Origin of the sequence: Lysinibacter sp. HNR (assembly GCF_029760935.1) — a bacterium.
Taxonomy (GTDB): Bacteria; Actinomycetota; Actinomycetes; order Actinomycetales; family Microbacteriaceae; genus HNR.
This window is the reverse complement of sequence record NZ_CP121684.1, coordinates 2,873,987-2,892,825: the sequence shown is the minus strand read 5'-3', so window position 1 is coordinate 2,892,825 and position 18,839 is coordinate 2,873,987. Positions and strand designations below refer to the sequence as shown.

Sequence of the window (18,839 nt, the reverse complement as noted above, 5' to 3'; positions counted from 1 at the left end):
TGAGATGACGGAAGAACAAGAAAGCGGGGCACCCCGGGGGTCGTGCTGCTCGGTATCCCGGAGCGACCCCGTGGTGGCGGGTGCCCGCGGGGGATTGCCCCGGAAGGGTCGTGCCGGACGGGATGTTAAGTTGGCCGTCGAGGATGTTGATCTGGCCGCTACGGGTGGTGATACGCGTGTTGCCGCTATTCGTGAGGTTAGCGATGCTGCGCACTTTGATCAAGAGAAGCTGCCTCGACACGATAGCGTTTTGCTTTCGGGCGGGGTTTTTTCTCGAGGTGATGCTTTTAGAGAGGGGTATCCGTTTGACGGGGAACTCCCCGTGCGGGAGGTTTTTGTTTCCCCATTCTCTATCGATAGAGCCCCCGTCACGGTGGCCCAATTTGCGGCTTTTGTGAACGCTACCGGTTACGTAACGGAGGCGGAGCGGGACGGATACTCGGCCGTTTTTCACCTGGCGGTTAATGCCCCCTCTGTAGCTATCCTGGGAACCGCTCCGGCAACTCCTTGGTGGGTTTTTGTCACGGGGGCCGAGTGGCGTTTTCCCTCTGGGCGGGGTGAGGGGGCGGTAAATTTTTTGGAGCTTCTCACGCATCCTGTCACTCATGTTACCCATCGAGATGCGGTGAGCTATTGCCTCTGGGCCGGTCGGAGATTACCCACGGAGACCGAGTGGGAGTATGCCGCTCGAGGGGGGCTTGTGGGCGCGCGCTATGCCTGGGGTGATGAGCTGACTCCGGGCGGTGCTCAGAGTTGCAATATTTGGCAGGGAGTTTTTCCCGATCACAATACGGCCCTAGACGGCTACGTGACGACGTCTCCGGTTGGCACGTATCGGCCCAATGGGTTTGGCCTGGTGGATGTTGCGGGGAATGTGTGGGAGTGGTGTGCCGATTGGTTTTCTGTTGATGCCTACCGGTCGCGGGAGAGTCGTGATCCGCTGGGGCCCGTGAGGGGTGATCGCAGGATAATTCGGGGCGGTTCGTATCTTTGCCATGAGTCCTATTGCAATCGCTACCGGGTGGCGGCTCGGAGTCACGCTGATCCGTCTTCTCCCTCGGGTAACATTGGTTTTCGCACGGTCGCCCTGTAGACGGCAGAAATATTAGCATTAACCGCTCTCTTCGTGTGATTTTTTTGATTTTTCTCGAAGTTATCATCAGAGTTACCCCCAACCCTCAACCAGCGGTAGAAACAAATTTCTCCCCACAGGGTGTGAAAAATTAAATCCCAGCTCAAATTATAAATTAAAAATATTATCGTGGGTTTTTTGGTTGTTATCCACAGCGGTTTTGCACATGTGGAACGGCGTTTCTTGCAATTTATTCACAGAGTTATCCACAGGCTGAGTTGAATGAAGCGGGATCGTTCTCTATGGTGGGAAAAATGTGTAAAAACACAGTGTCAGTGGCTGGTGTTAGACAGGGTGTATGAGCAATTACACCCGGTGGTTGCAGCATCGCTTACTATTGCTCATGCCCGCAGCCACACACGTTTTATATTGTAGAGAGCACTAAGGAGCATAGGTGTCAATCGCGCATCTTGGGATTCCCGAAAACGATACGTTCCACGATGGATACGGTTCTGAGCGCACCCCTCCTCACGATCTCCTGGCAGAACAGAGTTCACTCGGCGGTATGTTGCTCAGTAAAGACGCTGTTGCCGATGTTACCGACGTTGTTCGCGGTGCCGACTATTACGTCCCCAAGCACGAGGTTATTTTTGATGCCGTACTGTCTCTGTACTCACACGGCGAGCCAACCGACGTCATCGCAGTAACCGACGAACTCACCAAGACGGGCAACCTGCAAAAGGCGGGTGGGGCGGAATACCTGCACACTCTCACCAGCCTGGTTCCCACGGCTGCCAACGCCGGATACTACGCCGATATTGTGGCGGAGCGGGCCCTGCTGCGCAGGCTGGTTGAGGCCGGAACCCGCATTGTGCAGATGGGGTATGCCGGTGAGGGCGAAGCGGCAGACCTGGTTAATAACGCCCAGGCAGAGATCTTTGGTGTGACGGGCGGCAAGACGAGCGAAGATTACGTTCCGCTTAATATAGCGGTTGACGCCGCCGTGCACGAGATCGAGGCGGCCGAGAGCGCCGGCTCCGGTATGACGGGTGTGCCCACGGGGTTTCAAGAACTTGATGCCATGACTAACGGCCTTCATCCCGGCCAGCTCATCATCATTGCGGCCCGCCCCGCGCTCGGTAAATCAACACTCGCGCTCGATATCTGTCGCGCAGCCGCGGTGGGCGCGGGCCAGGCCACCGTGTTTTTCTCGCTTGAAATGGGGCGCTCCGAGATCGCGATGAGGCTGCTTTCTGCCGAGGCGGGAATTCCACTGCAGGCCATGCGCAAGGGAACCCTCGAACCCCGAGACTGGACCCGCATCGCCTCTACCACGGCCCGCGTGAACGATGCCCCCTTCTACATCGACGATAGCCCCAACATGACCCTGGTTGAGATCCGAGCAAAGTGCCGCAGGCTCAAGCAGAGAAACGACCTCAAGATGGTTGTCATCGACTACCTCCAGCTTATGACCAGTGGAAAACGGGTAGAGAGCCGCCAGCAAGAGGTCAGCGAGTTCTCGCGCGCGCTCAAACTTCTAGCCAAGGAACTAGACGTGCCCGTGATCGCACTCTCCCAGCTCAATCGAGGCCCGGAGCAGCGTGCCGATAAGATGCCTGCCATTTCTGATCTTCGCGAATCAGGATCACTCGAACAAGACGCCGATATGGTGGTGCTTCTCCACCGCGAAAGTGCCTACGAAAAAGAAAACCCCCGTGCGGGCGAGGCAGATTTTATCGTGGCCAAGCATCGCAACGGGCCAACGGGAACGGTCACGGTTGCGTTCCAGGGCCACTTTTCCCGCTTTATTGATATGGCTCCCGGGGGCTAATCTGTATCGTTAACCGTCAATTGTTGTTGTCCCTGTGGCTCCCAGCTAAGGCGTCAGGGTGAGTTGAGTCCGGTCACGCGCATTGTGATGTTAATACGTCCCGTGTCGAGTCCACATCCGCCGGGTGCGGTGTGCGGATGCACACGGGTAACCCCGTGGTAGGCGAGACGGGAGGCGCCGCCAAAAACGAAGAGGTCGCCCGAGCGAAGGTGTAGATCGGTGTAGGGCCGGTTACGGTTTTTGGTGTTGCCGAAGCGAAAGGTGCAGGTATTACCGATGGAGAGCGAGACGATTGGCGCGGATGAGCGTTCGTCTTTATCCTGGTGCATACCCATGCGGGCGCTATCGTTGTAGAAGTTTGCGAGTGCCGTGTCCGGGGTGTACGCCGCAACATCCGACTCGGGATAACCGGCTTCGCGTAGCGCTTTGCGGCCGAGCCGTACCAACCAATTGGGAAAAGGCAGTACGCGCGCCCCGTTCACGTCGGTTGCCTCTCGTGTGTACCTGTAGGGTTGCCAGTGCCAGCCAAGACAGACGGTGCGCACCGTCATCTCGTTCCCACGCACTTTGGCCGCGCGAATTGGTACGGGACCCGATGCCCACGCGTGGAATTGACCGACGATCCACTCCTGTTGTTCGAGAGTAAGCCAGTCCGGCACATGCAGCGCACCCGGGCCGGGCGAGCCGGGTTCTCTGTGCTCTATCTCCGAGATCATGCTGCATCGTGGAATACGAGCGCGAGTGTGTGACGTTCGCCGGAGCGAATCGCGGAGACACCGTGCCGAACCGGTGCGGCCGACCAACCACGCTTTGATTCCACGGGTCGGTCTCGGGTTGTGAAGACGAAGCCGTGCCCGTGCGGTAGGAGGGTTGCGGTGCCGCGGGACTGGGCACGGGGCCTCTGCTCCACCAGCAGGAATTCGCCGCCGGTGTGGTCGATTCCGGGTTCGTTGAGGTTAATGACAACCTGCAACGGGAAAACGAGATCGCCGTAGAGGTCACGATGCAGTGCGTTCCAGTCCTTCTTGCCATACTTGAGCAGAATCGCCGACGACCTGGCCTGACCGGCCTCGTGACACATCTCCAGCCACTCATCTAGCATGTTTGGCCATAGCGTCTCACGACCGAGTTTTCCCCACCAGTCTCGGGCGATCGGTAGCAGCCTCGGGTAGAGAGCCTGTTTCAGCTGCTCGATCGGCTTCGGATACGGTGTGTTGAAATATCGATATTGCCCCTCACCAAAGCGGTGCCTACCCATATTGATCGTGCTGCGGAACAATTCGTCGCTGTTGTAGAGTTCGCGGAACTCGACGGTCTCTTCCGTGCTGAGAAGCTGCGGGAGCAGTGCCCCGCCGTACTCGTTCACCTCTTTGGTGATGGCCGTCCAATTGGCCGCTTCGACACGCTCACGCCACGGGTCGGTCGGCGGGATACTCTTCTGGGAACTCATGCTGCCGCCTCCAAATTGAGCAGGGCGGTTTTGGCTGGAAGACCGCCGATATAGCCGCCAAGAGATCCATCGCTGCGGAGCACACGGTGGCACGGAATAACAATTGGGAGGGGGTTGGTAGCGCAGGCCGTGCCGACGGCACGAACCGCCTTTGGATTACCGACCAGCTCGGCAATCTCCCTGTAGCTGCGCGTTTGCCCGTAAGCAATATCGGGTAGGCGCTGCTGCACGAGCTGGCGAAAACCTTTTGACAGTGATAGATCAAGGTCAAGATCGAAGGTGTGTCGGTGGTGCTCGAAATACTCATCCAATTCGCGGGCGGCAATGTCGAGCCGTTTTGGTGCGCGCAGGATGCGCGGGCTGAGTTTTGTGGCGAGGGATGTAAGCACCGCGTCATGATCCTCGTTTGTGAACGCAACTCGAACGAGCCCCCGGTGAGTTGAGGCTAAAAGTAGCTTTCCGAGCGGGCTATCGATCACACGATAGGCAACATCGATGAGGCCCTCGGATTGTGCGGCGGCTTCGAGCCTTTGGCGGAGGGACGCTAGCTTTTCTGTGCTGATGGGCTCACGGATATCACTCATGATCTTGTTCCTCCTGTACGCTGCCCGGATAGGTTTTTCTGAGGTTTTTAAGCCCGTCCGCGGAGGCTCTTCGCGCAGCTTCGACGGTTCCACCGAGTATCGCTGCAATCTCTGCGTAGGGCATCCCGATCACATATCGAAAGGTGATCGCCTGTCGCTGTTTCTCGGGCAGGTGACCAACGGTTTCCCACAGCTCTGTATCTTTGATGCCGGGAATGCCCAGCGCGGTCGGGGCTTCGGGGAGCTCTTCCACGGGTAACGGGTTCCGCTTGGCGGCTCGATGAATGTCAATGGCTTTGCGTCGAGCAATCGTTACAAGCCACGCCTCGACATTTGCTGTCTCCGGAAGCTTTGGGTAGGCGCGTATCGCCGCGAGGAAGGTCTCTGACCATGCGTCATCCGCGTCATGGATGTCGAGGAGTGAACGACATACCCGCAGGACGGTGATGCCGTGAAGTTCCACGATGGTTTCAAACGGTTTTTTCATGTTCATCCCATTGAATACGATCTATGAGTATCTTTTGTGAGATGTCTCTAGAGTAACTCTCCGGCGCTTTGAGTCCGGGGAACAGGATTATTAACCCGTTGTGTATTCGTTGCTCTTTTTGTCTCTTGTCTGATGAAGACGCGCCACCCCTCCAAAACGTGAGATGCGATGCTGGCACGAGCTGTGGCGCTCTGATCGTGACGCTGCTGCCGAGGCAAAGATTTACGCACGTTCCTTCTGCAGTACCTGTGCTTCACCGGTTTTGTCGACTTTATCGAAAGTTGATTTTGTGCCTCACTCCGACGTGCGCGGTGATTTTCGCGGAGGTGGTGTATTGGGGGTGGAGCTCACCTCGTCTCCTCATAACTCCCGGGCATAGCGCGTGACGGCGTTCCGGTAGAGGGGGAGGCCCTGGGCGAGAGCGGCAAGGGAAACCCGCAGGGCTTCTTCCTGGTTTCCAGACTCCCACAGTGTGAGCGCGAGGAAGGCCGCTGCTGCCTCTCCGACAACATCTTTATCAACGTTTTGAGTATGAAGAACATCAATTGCTTCGTTGAGGTGGCCGCACAGTCGTAAGGAGCTTGCCAGTTGAATGATGGCCTGAGATCTTCGGGGTTCGGTGAGACCGTTTGCGAGAGCTTCACGATAGAGGGGGATAGCGGCTGTTTCGCTGCCAATAAAGTCGTGGACAGAAGCCATCTCGTAGGTGACATTTGGGCTGTGTGATGGTTGCTGCGCACGCAGGGAACCCATTTTTGTGAGGAGCGCATCTCCTTCGGCGGCATCGGCTGTTTTCCAAAACTGTGCAATGCGTGTTTCCCAGACTGAGAGTGCTGCCGGAAGGTTGTGCTCTGCCATGGGGTTCTCGATGTGCTTTCTAAGGGTTGCAAAAAGGATTGCTGTGTGCGGTTTAAACTGATTGTAATGGAACAACAAGGCCCTGTTGATACACGAGAATTCATTGGAAACATAGTTGATTAAGATTCTAAATATTTGCACATAGTTTTATATATAAACACTCAGTGTTTGCGCAGCTAACACACCGGTGCTGTTCGGAGGACCCACATCCGATCTCGCTAGTGTCATATACATGTCCTTAAACCCTGGTGCTCCCGCGCGTGACGCTGCGAGCGGTCGAGCGGGAGGGAGTTGGTTAATTGCGATTCTTTCGCTTCTGACAACGGCTCTGCTGGTTACTCAAGGGGCTATCCCCGGGGTCTTTGGTTCTGAAATTGCCACAATTCTGCCCTGGCTCGGTTTGATTATTGTTGCACTGTTACTCACCTCTGTTTTTATCAGGCGTGGAAAGGTGTGGATCATAACGTTGATTCCGGCAGTGGCGTGGCTCATGATTTTTGTGCCCAGCCTGATACCTCTTAGCTTGACGGCTCCCCCGGCTATTGAGTCCCGGTCAATTACCGTGGCCAGTCATAATGTACAGAGTGATGGTGAAACAGCGGGAGAGTCAGCCCAGGGTCTTGTTGATCGGGAAGTTGACCTCATCTCCCTGGTGGAGTTGAGCGGCACGGATATGGACGAGGTATCGGAGGTTTTAGCCAAGACCCACCCCTACTCATACACGGCAGCAACGGTTGGTCTCTGGAGTAAGTACCCCCTCACAAACCAGAGCTCCCTTGAACTTGGTCTTGCCTGGGCCAGGGCGCTGAACGCCGACGTTGAGACCCCCAGCGGGGTCGTGAGCGTTTACGTTATTCATGCCGCGTCGTTTCGCCTCGGCACCCATGAGGGTCGCGACACCATGCTTGCCGAACTGGGAGACTTTGCGCCCCTCGATAGTTCAGAACGCATCATCATGATGGGCGATTTTAATGCCACTTCGCGGGATCCTGCGCTCGCATCGATTACGAGTGGCCTCTCCGAACCCAATCAGAGTGGTCTTTCTTTTGGATTTACCTGGAATAACGTTTTTCCCTGGGCTCGGATCGACCACATATTTCACCGTGGGCTAGAACCCACAGAAAATATTACTTTTCACCTGGGAAAGAGCGATCACCTGGCCGTTCTCACGAGATTTAATATTCCCGAGTAAACTTCCGTCGAAGTAGCCGCTCGAGTGAGTTTCCGACTCGGTTGACACGCGATGGATTGCCCCACCCGGCAGGCGGATGGGGCTTATGCGGGAGAAACCGCACTATGCCTTGGGTGTTCCGAACGTTCCACCGGTGGCGAGCCGCATCAGGTCAGAATCGAGATCGATATCGTTTTTTGCCCCCGCAGCGATGCTGGCTGCTGAGCCAAGCTCGTGCTTATAACTGTCCCAGGAAGTATCCCTGATGCGTCTCTCCACATCGGACTCCATGAGTACGGTGAGTTCTTGCGCTGCCCGGTCGATTCTCTTGCTTAGCGCGGTGTCTTGCCAATCTTCTCCCGCCGCAAAAACCGAGGTGGGAGCCGTCATCGCTCGGAGGAAGGCAAACATGGAGCGCATCTGCTCGTCAACCACCAGGGCGTGCCGTGTGGTTCCTGCGGTTGCGCCAAGAAGAACCGGCTTTGCGATGAGTAGATCGTTATCAAGCACCTGAAAGAAGGAACTAAAAAGACCACTCAGACCCGCTTTATACACGGGCGTGGTTGCAATGACGCCGTCTGCCGAGGCGAGCATCTCCACCGCCGCCGTGAACTTTGTGCCCAGGTAGCCCGATGCGAGGGCGCCGGGGAGTTCTGGCAGGAGTTCTCGTAGGCCGATGTGGAGCGTCTCCACCGTGTGGCCGTTCTGTTGCGCCGCAGCCTCAACCCGCAGGGAAAGCCTGTCGGCGAGTAATTGGGTGGAGGACGGGTCACTCACACCCGCGTTTACCACCACCACACGAAACTGCTTCTGGTCTGTGCCTGTCATTGTTCTCTTCTCTCAAACATCAGCTTAGAGGGTCGGATAGTTGGCCTGGAAGACCTCGTCGCTGTCCTGGTAGGGGGAGCCGCCGGTAACATTGTCGCCGCGGTTGGGGTTGGGGCGAGGCTGCCGTGGTTCGGCATCGCCATACTTCGCCTTGATAAGGGACTCGTGGGTCGGTGCGTCGGGAGTCTCCGGGTCCCTAAGAGCCGCAAGCTCTTTGCGCAGCACGGGAACAACCTTCTCGCCCAGCAGATCTAGCTGCGTGAGCACCGCGCTGAGCGGCAGACCGGAGTGATCAATGAAGAAGAGCTGACGCTGGTAATCGCCCGCCCACTCGCGGAAGGTGAGCGTTTTATCGATCACCTCTTGGGGACTACCCACCGTGAGTGGGGTCGAGCGCTCAACATCCTCCATACTCGCCCCGTTGCCATAAACCGGTGCCTCACTAAAGTAGGGACGGAATTCCTTTTTTGCGTCTTGAGAGTTATTAGCAATATAGGCCTGACCACCCAGGCCAACTATCGCCTGCTTAGCGCTGCCGTGACCGTAGTGTTCGTAGCGCTCGCGGTAGAAGGCGATGAGTTGTTGGTAGTGTTCCTTGGGCCAGAAAATATTGTTTGCAAAGTACCCGTTGCCATAGAAGGCCGCCTGCTCGGCGATTTCAGGGGTGCGAATACTGCCGTGCCACACGAAGGGGGGAACGTCGTCGAGGGGCCTGGGTGTGGAGGTGAACCCTTGAAGCGGGGTGCGGAAGTGTCCCTCCCAGTCCACCACGTCTTCGCGCCACAGGCGGTGCAAGAGGTTGTAGTTTTCTAGCGCGAGGGGCAAGCCCTGGCGGATGTCCTGACCAAACCACGGATAGACCGGCCCGGTATTACCGCGCCCCAGCATAATATCCATACGCCCCCGCGCGAGGTGTTGCAGCATCGCGTACTCCTCAGCAATGCGCACGGGGTCGTTGGTGGTAATGAGTGTGGTGGCTGTGGTGAGCTGGATGCGCTCGGTGAGAGCCGCAATGTGTGCTAGCAGAGTTGAGGGGGAGGAGGAGAACCACGGTGGATTGTGGTGCTCACCAACCGCAAAGACATCCAGGCCAACCTCTTCGGCGTGTACGGCAATTTTTACGATGGCGTCAATACGTTCCGCCTCGCTTGGCGTGATGCCCGACACGGGGTCGCGGGTGACATCGCTTACCGAGAACACTCCGAATTGCATGACTGCTCCTCACATTACTTTCTTTTGTGTTACGACTATGTGTAACACTTCTTTGCCGTCCGTATTCCAATTGTTGCTTTGAAAGACAAAATGGTGGTGCCGTGAGAGACAAGATATCGGTGTGAGGGCATCACACTCATTGAGAAAGGAAGGGAATCCCGGGACTCTAGTGCGTTTCCGGATGTATCTTATTGAGCCGATACTCCTCCATGTCAAAGAGTTCCTGAGCCTGCTTGATGGCGCGTGAGCTGTAACCCCCGATCGCCCGTGCGTCGAGAAGTTCGTCGCGGGCGGCCTCGAGCATTCGTCTTTGCAGGATAAATGTCTGTGTTGCAACGTTTAAGCGTTCCGTGCTGGGACCCGTCATCTGCGAGAGAATTGCGCGCTTTTGATACTGTTTTCGTAGGCGCTCAACCACGCCCGGATCGACCGGTTTGTCCTCGATGAGAAGCTTTGCGGGCTCATCGAGAATGGCCAGCGCGGCCTCGTTGATTTCTTTGAGGAGGCTCAGTGTTTCTAGCCGGTGAGCGTCGACATCGTCTCCCTGAATGCGCATTTTTCGAATCACAAACGGTAGAGATCCACCCAGACCAACGAGTGTGAGCACCGCCACGGTGAACGCGACCACGATAAGAAACGAGCGGTACGGTGTTGCGGCGGGTAGAGACTGAGCGGCTGCAAGCGTGACCACCCCACGCATCCCGGACCAGGACAGGATGACGCTCCCCTTCCAGGTGAGTCCCTGATTTTCGATGAAGGAGAGGTGAGCGGAACGCTGCGCAACCCCGCGCTGGGCACGCGTTTTTTGTTTTTTCAGGCGTTCGGATTGCGGTTCGTATTTCTTCAGCCTCTCTTCCATCTCGTTCAGCCGATCGGCGTCGTTGAGTCTCTTTTGTTCATCGCGGCGTAGGAGGGTCATTTGGGGAATGACAAAGACGAAGCGCAGCAGTGTAACGAGCACGGTCAGGATGAGTCCTACGAGGAGGGCGTTACCTAGCTGACCTTGAGAGTGGTCTAGGTCCGTGATGAGGCCGCGGAGTTCCAGACCCATGAGCAAGAAAACCCCATGTTCCAGGATGAACTGTACGGTGTTCCAATTGGTGTGTTCGCTGATGCGGTCGTTGGCTGCGAGAACTTTTGTGCCGCGGTGACCGGTGACCAGACCGGCAACAACTACCGACAGCACTCCGGAGGCCCCGATGTGCTCGGCGGGGATGTAGGCCAGAAAGGGAACCATAAAAGACACGGTGGTGGTGAGTACCGGATCGTTGAGTCTGGAACGAATTGTTATGGTGATCCAACCCACAATCAACCCGATGAGGATTGCTGCTGCCGCTGAAAATACAAAGTCTCCCGCAACGGACCAGAGGCTGACCGTGCCGCCGATCGCGGCAATTGACGAGCGGAGGAGAACGAGGGCGGTGGCGTCATTGACGAGACTCTCTCCTTCCAGCAGGGTGACAAGCCGTGAGGGGAGGCCCAATCGTTTTCCGATTGAGGTTGCGGCTACCGCGTCGGTGGGGCTGATCACCGCGCCCAGGGCTATGGCCAGTGCCAGGTTAATCTGCGGCATTATCCAGTGCAGTAGGAGCCCAGTAACGATGGCGTTCACAATGACCAGGGTGACCGAGAGCCCGGTGATTGCTTTAAAGTTGCGGCGAAAGTCAAGGACGGGAACATTGACGGCCGCGGCGTAGAGGAGCGGCGGGAGAACCCCGGCAAGTATCCATTCGGGATCGATTTCGATGGTGGGTACGGAGGGGATAAAGCTGATGCCAATACCAATTGTGAGCAGAATGAGGGGTGTGGCTATTCCTGTGCGCCGTGAGAACAGGGCGGCACCGATCATGAGTGTTACCGCAATAAGAATGATCAGAGTTGGTTCCATGTCTCAGGTCCTTTATCCAATTGCAAATGTCTTCACCCATTAAGCTTAGTGTGAAGTGGATTGAGGGTTTTATGGGTCACGCTTGGGTGTAGTGGGGCTTGGGGTGTAATGAGAGTTGGGGTGCGCCGAAGGCTTGGGCTGTGACGTGACCTGGAGTGTGGCGGGTAGACTGGAGTGATTCCCAACAGTGAAAAGAGAACGAACGTGTCTTCAGTGGTGTCTGAAACAAAAACTGGCGGTGGTGTCAGCGATTCCGTGGTCGTGCGTTTGGTTGGTGCGGTGCGGTCGGCTGGTTACCTTTCGGCGGCTGTGATTTTGGCGTTTACCCCTCATCTGCACGACTCTTTGTTTGCTCATGTTTTCCTGGGGCTTTTTGGGGTTATTTTTGCTGTCGCATTTTTTGTGGTGGGTCATCGTGTGTGGGGCTCTCGTTTTCGTTTTGCTGTGATGATGCACGCAACGGTGAGTGCCCTGGTGGGGATTGTTTCGTTTGTAACGCTTCTGTCGGGCCCCGTCGTTTTTGTGGTTTTGCTTGCTGTCTGGGCGTTGATGACCGCTGCGAGTGACGTGTGGTTGGGGTATGCGGTGGGTGAGCGTCGTTTCGGGATTGATCTGTATATTTCTGCCGCTTTTGCCGTTATTTTTGCTTGTGCAATGGTTATTCCGGGTGCGCAGCCTACTCCGTTGCTGGGAATCTTTGGTGGATATCTTGCTATTGCGGGTGTATATCTGGGTATTGCTGCGGCTTCGGTTAATGTTGTACCGCGGACTCGGCGTGGTTTTGAGTCCTCTTCCCCCCGTGTTCAGAGTTCTGATAGTCAGACCCCGGAGATACAGTTATGAGCCAGCCCGACCAAGCCGATAATCCTGCGGGGCATGAGCCCACTCGGCGGGAGAGGCTGAGGCCGCTTGAGCTGATAGGTTTCTCCGCCATTCTTGCTATTTTTGCCGGCGCAATTGTGATGATGTCTAGTCGTGAGTTTGTCCTATCGCTGATCTTTTTTGGGGTTGCTTTTATCGTGTCCTTGGTGACGCTGGCCATGTTGGGGTTGGGGATGAAGCCTAACGCGGTTGAGCAGCTTGACATTCAGCTGCAGGACGAGGAACAGCACAAAAAAGACGGGGATCACTGAGCATTAAGCGGGGATAATCCCGGGTGGGCTTGGCCGCTGTTTGGGTAGCAACCACCCCGAGTGACAAACGGGGTCCTAGCTGTTTTTGGGTGGTAGGTAGTCCAGAAGGCTGGCTGCTAGACCGATGTAACTTTCGGGTGTGAGGGCGAGCAGACGGCTTTTTGCGTCGGCACCGATTTCTAGTTCGGAAATGAAGTTGGCCAGATCGCTAGCTTTGATGCGTTTTCCGCGAGTGAGTTCCTTGAGCGCCGCGTAGGGGTCGGCTATTGTTGAGCGCCCCGCTGTGACTTCTGCACGGATGACGGTTTGGATGGCTTCGCCCAACACCTCCCAGTTGCTGTCGAGGTCGGCGGCGAGGACGTCGGGAGAGGCATCAATCTCACCGAGCCCGCGCAGGATATTGTCGAGGGCCAGCAGCGAGTGTCCCAGTCCCACACCGATGTTTCGTTGTGCGGAGGAGTCGGTGAGGTCGCGTTGGAGCCTGCTGGTGACCAGGGTGGCGCCGAGTGAGTCAAGGATTGCGCAGGAGAGTTCTAGGTTTGCTTCGGCGTTTTCGAAGCGGATGGGGTTGACCTTGTGCGGCATTGTTGACGAACCGGTTGCTCCTTTAACGGGAATTTGCCGGAAGTAACCGATTGAGATGTATGTCCAGATATCGGTGGCGAGGTTGTGCAGGATGCGGTTGGTGTGTGAGATGCGAGCATAGAGCTCTGCCTGCCAATCGTGGGATTCGATCTGTGTGGTGAGCGGGTTCCAGCTGAGGCCGAGTGAGGTGACAAACTCTTTGGAGACGGTTGGCCAGTTTACGGTGGGGTCGGCCGCGATGTGTGCCGCGTATGTGCCGGTGGCACCGCTGAACTTTCCAAGAAATTCGGTGTTTTGTATCTGTTTTACCTGGCGTTCTAGACGGTACACAAACACCGCTAGTTCTTTGCCGAGGGTGGTGGGTGTTGCAGGTTGGCCGTGGGTGCGCGAGAGCATGGGCAGTTCACGGTAGCGATTGGCTTGTGTGTGTAGTTCTGCGATGACTTTTTGTAGCCTGGGGAGCCAGGTTGTGAGTACGGCGGTGCGGATGGTGATGCCGTATGACAGGTTGTTGATGTCTTCACTAGTGCAGGCAAAGTGGGTGAGTTCCGCGATGTGGTCGAGGCCGAGTGAGGTGAGTTTTTCCCGAACCAGGTATTCGACCGCTTTGACGTCGTGGCGGGTGACCGCTTCGGTTGCGGCTAGTTCGTCGATCTCGGGTTGACCGAAGTCGCGGGCGAAGGAGCGTAGGGCATCTTTTTTATCGAGGGGCAGAGGGGTGGCACCGCAGAGCGAGTGGTCTGTGAGGTAGATGAGCCACTCTACTTCGACGTGTACTCGGGCTTTGTTGAGTCCCGCTTCGGAGAGGGTATCGCCGAGACCGGCAACGGAGTTGCGGTAGCGTCCGTCGAGGGGGCTGAGGGGTTGGGGTGGGAGCGAGCTCATGCGGTGTTATTCTTTCGTCGAATTGCGGGTTCAAGCTGTTGGAAAAGTGCGGTGCAGGCTTCTTCAATCATGGTGAGTACCTGGTTAAACATGGCCTCGTCGGAGTAGTAGGGGTCTGGTACGTCGAGGTCGTCGTCGGGTTGTCGAACGAGCGACATGAGAAGCTCAACCTTGTCGAGGGCTTCCTGGTTGGGTGCAAACCCTTTGAGTACGCGCAGGTGTGTACGATCAAGGGCAATGATGAGGTCGTTGTTTTCAAAATCGGCGGATGATAGTTTGCGTGCCCGGTGCTCCTCACCGGAATAACCACGAGCCTTGAGCGTGGCGATGGTGCGGGCATCGGCCTGTTCTCCCACGTGCCAGTCGCCGGTTCCGCGTGAGGTTATTTTGATGTCCTCTTTGAGGCCCGCTTGCGTAACAATATTTCGAAATACAATTTCTGCCATGGGTGAGCGGCAAATGTTTCCGGTGCACACAAAACACACCCGGAAGGTGGAATCGCTCGTGGAATTTTGATTGGACACAGTATCTATTGTGCTGCAGTTCTCTCTAAATTACACACCGACATGGTGCTGGTTCGGACGGTATTGTGGTGTGAAAGATTCGAAATAATAATGGTTTACTCGCACTGCGTGGTGTTTAGGAAACCTCCTCCATGAATTGCTGTAGAAAGATTGGCTGTTATTCCTCTGATGTTTTGAGGGTTTTGACCAGTTCCCCCGACGGGCAGAACGTCACCGGGCAGGGTTCAAGATTTTTGAGAAATTCAAGAAGAAATCACCTGGGAGTCGAGTGCTTTGGCGAGGCTGACGCCGCCCTATTCTCGTTCTTGTGGGTTTCTGGTTGAACACCACAATGGCGAGTGTCTTGTTGTTGGGCTTGTGGATAACTTACGAGCGGTTTGTTCTCTGCGAAGGCCTGAGCACCAGGCTGATCAACCCGGTGAAGATACTGAGAATCAGAGCCCCCAGCACACCCCACCAGAAGCTGTCAACCTTAAGGCCAAACCCGATAACGGTGCTGAACCAGGCGGTAATGAGGAGGAGGATTCCATTGACAATAAACGCAAAGAGTCCCAGTGTGATGATGTACAGGGGTATCGATAAAATGCGGATCACCGGTCCGATTATCGCGTTCACTAGGCCAAAAATAAACCCCACAACAATAAAGGTAAAGGCAACTCCGGCGGGCGAATCATCCATCGGTTTGAGCCACACACCGTGATCACCGTTACCCCCCACGATGAGCGTTGTGAGCCAGAGGGCAACCGCATTAACCAGGATTCGCACAACAAATGACATATGTTCACTCTACGATGGCATCACACTATTAACCATGAGGGATTACCCTGAATAAGAGGCGAGGAATAGTCTCGCTTGTGCAACACCCAAGACACCGGAACAATACCAACATAAGAATATGCTCTAGGTAGACTCATATGATGACCAGCATGAATAACACCCCTGTGCGGTTGCGCGCAGAGATTCTTGCAAAGCCTCCCTACGTGCAGGGAGCCGAACCCGCTCCCGGTGGATTTAAGCTTTCCAGCAACGAAAACCCTTATGAACCGTTGCCCTCCGTTGTCAGCAGTGTTCTTTCGGGCAACCATTTTAACCGTTATCCGGACGCATCAGTGTCCATTCTGCGTGAGACGCTGGCCGCGCGCTTTGGGGTGGGGCTAGATGAGGTCCACGTTACCGCGGGTTCCGTCTCGCTGCTGTATCAGCTGGTTGCCGCCGCTGCGGGGGCCGGAGACGAATACATCTACTCCTGGCGTAGTTTTGAGGCATATCCCGGCCTGGGAGTGATCACGGGAGCCACCCCAATTGCTGTTCCCAATAGGCCGGATTCTTCTCATGATTTAGACGCCATTGCCGCGGCGATTACGGATCGTACCCGCCTCATTGTGCTGTGCTCACCCAATAATCCCACAGGAAACGCCATCTCTACCGCCGACTTTGAGGCGTTTATGGAGAGGGTTCCTCCGCACCTGCTTGTGGTGTTGGATGAGGCGTATCGTGAGTTTGTCACCGATCTACAGGCCGTCGATGGCACAAAGTATTGGGGAAGCTCGTCCGCCAGTTCCCCGGCGGCACCCGTTGACTTTCCGGCGGCACCGGACAGTACCTTAAAAGTACCGGCCGGTTCCCCGACCGCACCCTCTCGTGAGGCTCGCTATCCCAACCTGGTGATTCTGCGCACGTTCTCGAAGGCGTATGGCCTCGCGGGCCTGCGCATTGGTTACGGAATAGGTGATGCGCGCATCCTGGCGGCCGCCCGCACAGCGGGTATTCCAATGTCTGTCACCGACTCTGCGCAGCAGGCGGCCCTCGCCTCGCTTGAACCTCGGGCAGAGGAAGAACTCCTGAGCCGGGTAAGCACAATCGTTCGCCGCCGTGATCACCTCGTTGCCGCCCTTCGCGCCGCCGGATGGAACATTCCCGACACCCAGGGTAATTTCCTGTGGATTCCGCTCGGACAGCACACTGTGGAGGCCGCACGCCTTTTTGCGGAGGCGGGTCTGATTGTTCGACCGTTTGGCGGTGAGGGCATCCGCATATCGATTGGTGAAGAAGAGAGCCTGGCTCCCATCCTGAGCACGGCCGCGCGCATCTACAGCACACTCCCACAGGGTCACAGCGCCCGCACCGTTCACGCCACGAAAGGGAACACACAATGAACCCGGCCACACGGGTCGCCACACACGATGAGGCACCGGTACAGTTTTTAAACCCCGAGGGGGAGCTCGTCGAGGACGCAGCCAACGAGGAATACCTCCCCTATCTACACTCTCTCGGCGAAGAAAATTATAAACAGTTCTTTCACGACATGGTCATCACCCGTCACTTTGACGAGGCCTGCACCAACCTACAGCGCCAGGGGCAGTTGGGGTTGTGGGTTCCGAGCCACGGGCAGGAGGGCGGCCAGGTCGGCTCGGCCTACGCTCTGAAGAAACAAGATCACGTCTTTCCGTCGTACCGCGAGCACGCCGTTGGCCTGGTGCGTGGCATCGACCTCATGGGAATTGCGGCCCTCCTGCGCGGTGTCGCCCACGGAGGATGGGACCCCACAGACCCCAAGAACGGCAACTTTCGCCTCTACACTCTCGTGATCGGGTCGCAAACCCTGCACGCCACCGGATACGCCATGGGTCAGCAATTTGATGGCGTGGTGGGAACCGGAAACCCCGATGTTGACGAGGCCACCATAGTGTACTTTGGCGATGGAGCCAGCAGCCAGGGAGATGTGAGTGAGGCCTTTGTCTTTGCCGCAAGCTACCAAACCCCGCAGGTTTTTTTCCTGCAGAACAACCACTGGGCCATCTCCGTTCCCGTGAGCCGCCAATCGCGCACACCACTGTATCGTCGCGGAACCGGATTTGGTATGCCGAGCGTGCAGATCGATGGTAACGACGTGCTGGCCGGTTTTGCTGTCACGTCGAAGCACCTCGACGATGCGCGCAGCGGTCGGGGACCCTCCCTGATCGAGGCCCTCACGTATCGTGTTGGCGCGCACACCACAAGCGATGACCCCACCAAGTACCGCACCCAGGAGGAGGTGGAGCACTGGATCGCCCGCGACCCCATCACCCGCCTCGAAAAATTCCTGCGCTCGCAGGGCGTTTCCGAATCCTACTTTTCAGAACTGGATGCCGAGGCGAAAGATTTTGCGGCGGATATTAGGACGCGCACCCTGGCTCTAGAGCCGCCGCCCGTGGAGCACATGTTTAACTTTGTGTACAGCGAACCGCACGCAAACCTGGAGGCTCAGGCCGCCTGGCACGCGCAGTACGAGGCATCCTTTGGCGAAGAATCCGCCACAAACGGCGGGAACCACGCATCATGACGCAGCACGACATCCAAAACCTTCCCATGGCCAAGGCCCTCAACCTGGGGCTCCGTCAGGCCATGGCGGACAATAACAAGGTTCTGATGATGGGGGAGGACATCGGCACGCTCGGTGGTGTTTTCCGTATCACCGAGGGGCTACAGACGGAGTTTGGCACGAATCGTGTGCTCGACACCCCCCTCGCCGAATCGGGCATTATTGGGGCCGCGATTGGGTTGGCGATGCGCGGATACCGGCCCGTGTGCGAGATCCAATTCGACGGTTTTATCTTCCCCGGCTTTGACCAGATCACCTCACAGCTTGCTAAGCTCACCAATCGCTACCTGGGAAAACAAACGTTTCCCGTAGTGATTCGGGTGCCCTACGGCGGCCACATCGGGGCCGTGGAACACCACCAGGAAAGCCCCGAAGCCTACTTTGCGCACAGCGCGGGCCTGCGCCTGGTAAGCCCCTCCACCCCCCACGACGCCTACTGGATGATTCAGGAGGCCATCGCCAGTAACGATCCGGTGATGTTCTTCGAACCCAAGAGCCGCTACTGGCAAAAGGGTACGGTGAATCTCTCGGAACCCGGTGCGGAACTGCACCGGAGTGTGGTGGCTCGCACGGGTAGCGACGTCACGATTGTGGCACACGGCGCCATGGTTTCCATGGTGATGCGCGCGGCCGAGATCGCCGAGGAAGAGGGCACCAGCATCGAGGTTATCGATCTGCGCACGCTCTCTCCTCTCGACTACGAGACCATCCTGGCCTCGGTGCGTAAAACGGGTCGGCTTGTTGTGGCCCAGGAGGCTCCCGAGAACGCGAGCGTGGGCAGCCAGATCGCCGCCACCGTTGCGGAGAAGGCGTTCTATTCGTTGGAAGCGCCCGTGCTGCGGGTGTCGGGATACGACACGCCATTCCCACCCGCCAAGCTCGAGGCGCAGTATTTGCCCGATGCCGATCGTATCCTGGAGGCTGTTGACCGCTCTCTGGCGTATTAGTTGCGTGTTCTTCCCCAACCACT

19 protein-coding genes are annotated in these 18,839 nt (G+C 56.8%); 8 read left to right on the top strand and 11 right to left on the bottom strand.

Translation table 11 applies throughout. The annotated features are described in order from the left end of the window. Positions 1 to 4 precede the first annotated feature (4 nt). Positions 5 to 1,093, top strand: a complete 1,089-nt coding sequence (locus FrondiHNR_RS12970) for a formylglycine-generating enzyme family protein (RefSeq protein WP_279353185.1) — start codon at positions 5 to 7, stop codon at positions 1,091 to 1,093. Positions 1,094 to 1,526: 433 nt separating this feature from the next. After that, positions 1,527 to 2,903 (top strand): replicative DNA helicase, encoded by a 1,377-nt coding sequence (dnaB, locus tag FrondiHNR_RS12965; RefSeq protein ID WP_279353184.1) that lies wholly within the window; start codon positions 1,527 to 1,529, stop codon positions 2,901 to 2,903. A gap of 53 nt (positions 2,904 to 2,956) precedes the next feature. Here the strand turns inward: dnaB and FrondiHNR_RS12960 are convergent, their stop codons facing one another. The 5 genes from FrondiHNR_RS12960 to FrondiHNR_RS12940 all read right to left on the bottom strand — a co-directional run bounded on the left by FrondiHNR_RS12960 (position 2,957) and on the right by FrondiHNR_RS12940 (position 6,282). Beyond that, positions 2,957 to 3,619 (bottom strand): alpha-ketoglutarate-dependent dioxygenase AlkB, encoded by a 663-nt coding sequence (locus FrondiHNR_RS12960; protein WP_279353183.1) that lies wholly within the window; start codon positions 3,617 to 3,619, stop codon positions 2,957 to 2,959. Continuing rightward, on the bottom strand, positions 3,616 to 4,353 hold the full coding sequence (locus FrondiHNR_RS12955) for a 2OG-Fe(II) oxygenase (protein ID WP_279353182.1): 738 nt from the start codon (positions 4,351 to 4,353) through the stop codon (positions 3,616 to 3,618). Before FrondiHNR_RS12955 ends, FrondiHNR_RS12960 begins: the two co-directional genes overlap by 4 nt. After that, complete coding sequence (locus FrondiHNR_RS12950; protein WP_279353181.1) at positions 4,350 to 4,937, bottom strand: methylated-DNA--[protein]-cysteine S-methyltransferase; 588 nt, start codon at positions 4,935 to 4,937, stop codon at positions 4,350 to 4,352. Before FrondiHNR_RS12950 ends, FrondiHNR_RS12955 begins: the two co-directional genes overlap by 4 nt. Next, positions 4,930 to 5,424 carry an RNA polymerase sigma factor gene (locus FrondiHNR_RS12945; protein WP_279353180.1) on the bottom strand — a complete coding sequence of 165 codons (495 nt, stop codon included), beginning with the start codon at positions 5,422 to 5,424 and terminating at the stop codon, positions 4,930 to 4,932. Before FrondiHNR_RS12945 ends, FrondiHNR_RS12950 begins: the two co-directional genes overlap by 8 nt. A gap of 360 nt (positions 5,425 to 5,784) precedes the next feature. Further along, entirely contained in the window at positions 5,785 to 6,282 is a 498-nt protein-coding gene (locus tag FrondiHNR_RS12940) for a tetratricopeptide repeat protein (protein ID WP_279353179.1), read from the bottom strand. 232 nt (positions 6,283 to 6,514) lie between these two features. Here FrondiHNR_RS12940 and FrondiHNR_RS12935 point away from each other — a divergent pair, with 232 nt between their 5' ends. Then, positions 6,515 to 7,474, top strand: coding sequence for an endonuclease/exonuclease/phosphatase family protein (locus FrondiHNR_RS12935; protein ID WP_279353178.1), 960 nt, complete (start codon positions 6,515 to 6,517; stop codon positions 7,472 to 7,474). Between the two features lie 102 nt (positions 7,475 to 7,576). On the opposite strand, the gene FrondiHNR_RS12930 is transcribed toward FrondiHNR_RS12935, so the two are convergent. From FrondiHNR_RS12930 to FrondiHNR_RS12920, 3 genes are all read right to left on the bottom strand, one after another. Next, positions 7,577 to 8,281, bottom strand: a complete 705-nt coding sequence (locus FrondiHNR_RS12930; protein ID WP_279353177.1) for a CE1759 family FMN reductase — start codon at positions 8,279 to 8,281, stop codon at positions 7,577 to 7,579. A 24-nt stretch (positions 8,282 to 8,305) separates the two neighbouring features. Next, on the bottom strand, positions 8,306 to 9,493 hold the full coding sequence (locus FrondiHNR_RS12925) for an LLM class flavin-dependent oxidoreductase (protein WP_279353176.1): 1,188 nt from the start codon (positions 9,491 to 9,493) through the stop codon (positions 8,306 to 8,308). A 166-nt stretch (positions 9,494 to 9,659) separates the two neighbouring features. Continuing rightward, positions 9,660 to 11,381, bottom strand: a complete 1,722-nt coding sequence (locus tag FrondiHNR_RS12920) for a cation:proton antiporter (RefSeq protein WP_279353175.1) — start codon at positions 11,379 to 11,381, stop codon at positions 9,660 to 9,662. Positions 11,382 to 11,585: 204 nt separating this feature from the next. Between FrondiHNR_RS12920 and FrondiHNR_RS12915 the strand changes: the two genes are divergently transcribed. Further along, the gene (locus tag FrondiHNR_RS12915; protein WP_279353174.1) at positions 11,586 to 12,224 is read left to right on the top strand and encodes a hypothetical protein; all 639 of its coding nucleotides are present in this window, start codon (positions 11,586 to 11,588) and stop codon (positions 12,222 to 12,224) included. After that, positions 12,221 to 12,514 carry an ABC transporter ATP-binding protein gene (locus FrondiHNR_RS12910; RefSeq protein ID WP_279353173.1) on the top strand — a complete coding sequence of 98 codons (294 nt, stop codon included), beginning with the start codon at positions 12,221 to 12,223 and terminating at the stop codon, positions 12,512 to 12,514. The genes FrondiHNR_RS12915 and FrondiHNR_RS12910 overlap by 4 nt, the downstream gene beginning before the upstream one ends. Before the next feature lie 75 nt (positions 12,515 to 12,589). Here FrondiHNR_RS12910 and purB read toward each other — a convergent pair whose 3' ends face one another. The 3 genes from purB to FrondiHNR_RS12895 all read right to left on the bottom strand — a co-directional run bounded on the left by purB (position 12,590) and on the right by FrondiHNR_RS12895 (position 15,285). After that, the gene (gene purB, locus FrondiHNR_RS12905) at positions 12,590 to 13,984 is read right to left on the bottom strand and encodes an adenylosuccinate lyase (RefSeq protein WP_279353172.1); all 1,395 of its coding nucleotides are present in this window, start codon (positions 13,982 to 13,984) and stop codon (positions 12,590 to 12,592) included. Then, positions 13,981 to 14,460, bottom strand: a complete 480-nt coding sequence (locus FrondiHNR_RS12900; RefSeq protein ID WP_347567137.1) for a low molecular weight protein-tyrosine-phosphatase — start codon at positions 14,458 to 14,460, stop codon at positions 13,981 to 13,983. The genes purB and FrondiHNR_RS12900 overlap by 4 nt, the downstream gene beginning before the upstream one ends. Before the next feature lie 414 nt (positions 14,461 to 14,874). Next, complete coding sequence (locus FrondiHNR_RS12895; RefSeq protein ID WP_279353171.1) at positions 14,875 to 15,285, bottom strand: phage holin family protein; 411 nt, start codon at positions 15,283 to 15,285, stop codon at positions 14,875 to 14,877. A 149-nt stretch (positions 15,286 to 15,434) separates the two neighbouring features. On the opposite strand from FrondiHNR_RS12895, the gene FrondiHNR_RS12890 reads away from it, so the two are divergent. The 3 genes from FrondiHNR_RS12890 to FrondiHNR_RS12880 are packed head-to-tail and all read left to right on the top strand — an operon-like array spanning position 15,435 to position 18,816. After that, on the top strand, positions 15,435 to 16,664 hold the full coding sequence (locus FrondiHNR_RS12890; RefSeq protein WP_279353170.1) for an aminotransferase class I/II-fold pyridoxal phosphate-dependent enzyme: 1,230 nt from the start codon (positions 15,435 to 15,437) through the stop codon (positions 16,662 to 16,664). Beyond that, positions 16,661 to 17,830 carry a thiamine pyrophosphate-dependent dehydrogenase E1 component subunit alpha gene (locus FrondiHNR_RS12885; RefSeq protein ID WP_279353169.1) on the top strand — a complete coding sequence of 390 codons (1,170 nt, stop codon included), beginning with the start codon at positions 16,661 to 16,663 and terminating at the stop codon, positions 17,828 to 17,830. Before FrondiHNR_RS12890 ends, FrondiHNR_RS12885 begins: the two co-directional genes overlap by 4 nt. After that, positions 17,827 to 18,816: an alpha-ketoacid dehydrogenase subunit beta gene (locus tag FrondiHNR_RS12880; RefSeq protein WP_279353168.1), complete on the top strand. Its 990-nt coding sequence runs from the start codon at positions 17,827 to 17,829 to the stop codon at positions 18,814 to 18,816. Before FrondiHNR_RS12885 ends, FrondiHNR_RS12880 begins: the two co-directional genes overlap by 4 nt. The last annotated feature ends 23 nt before the right edge of the window (positions 18,817 to 18,839 follow it).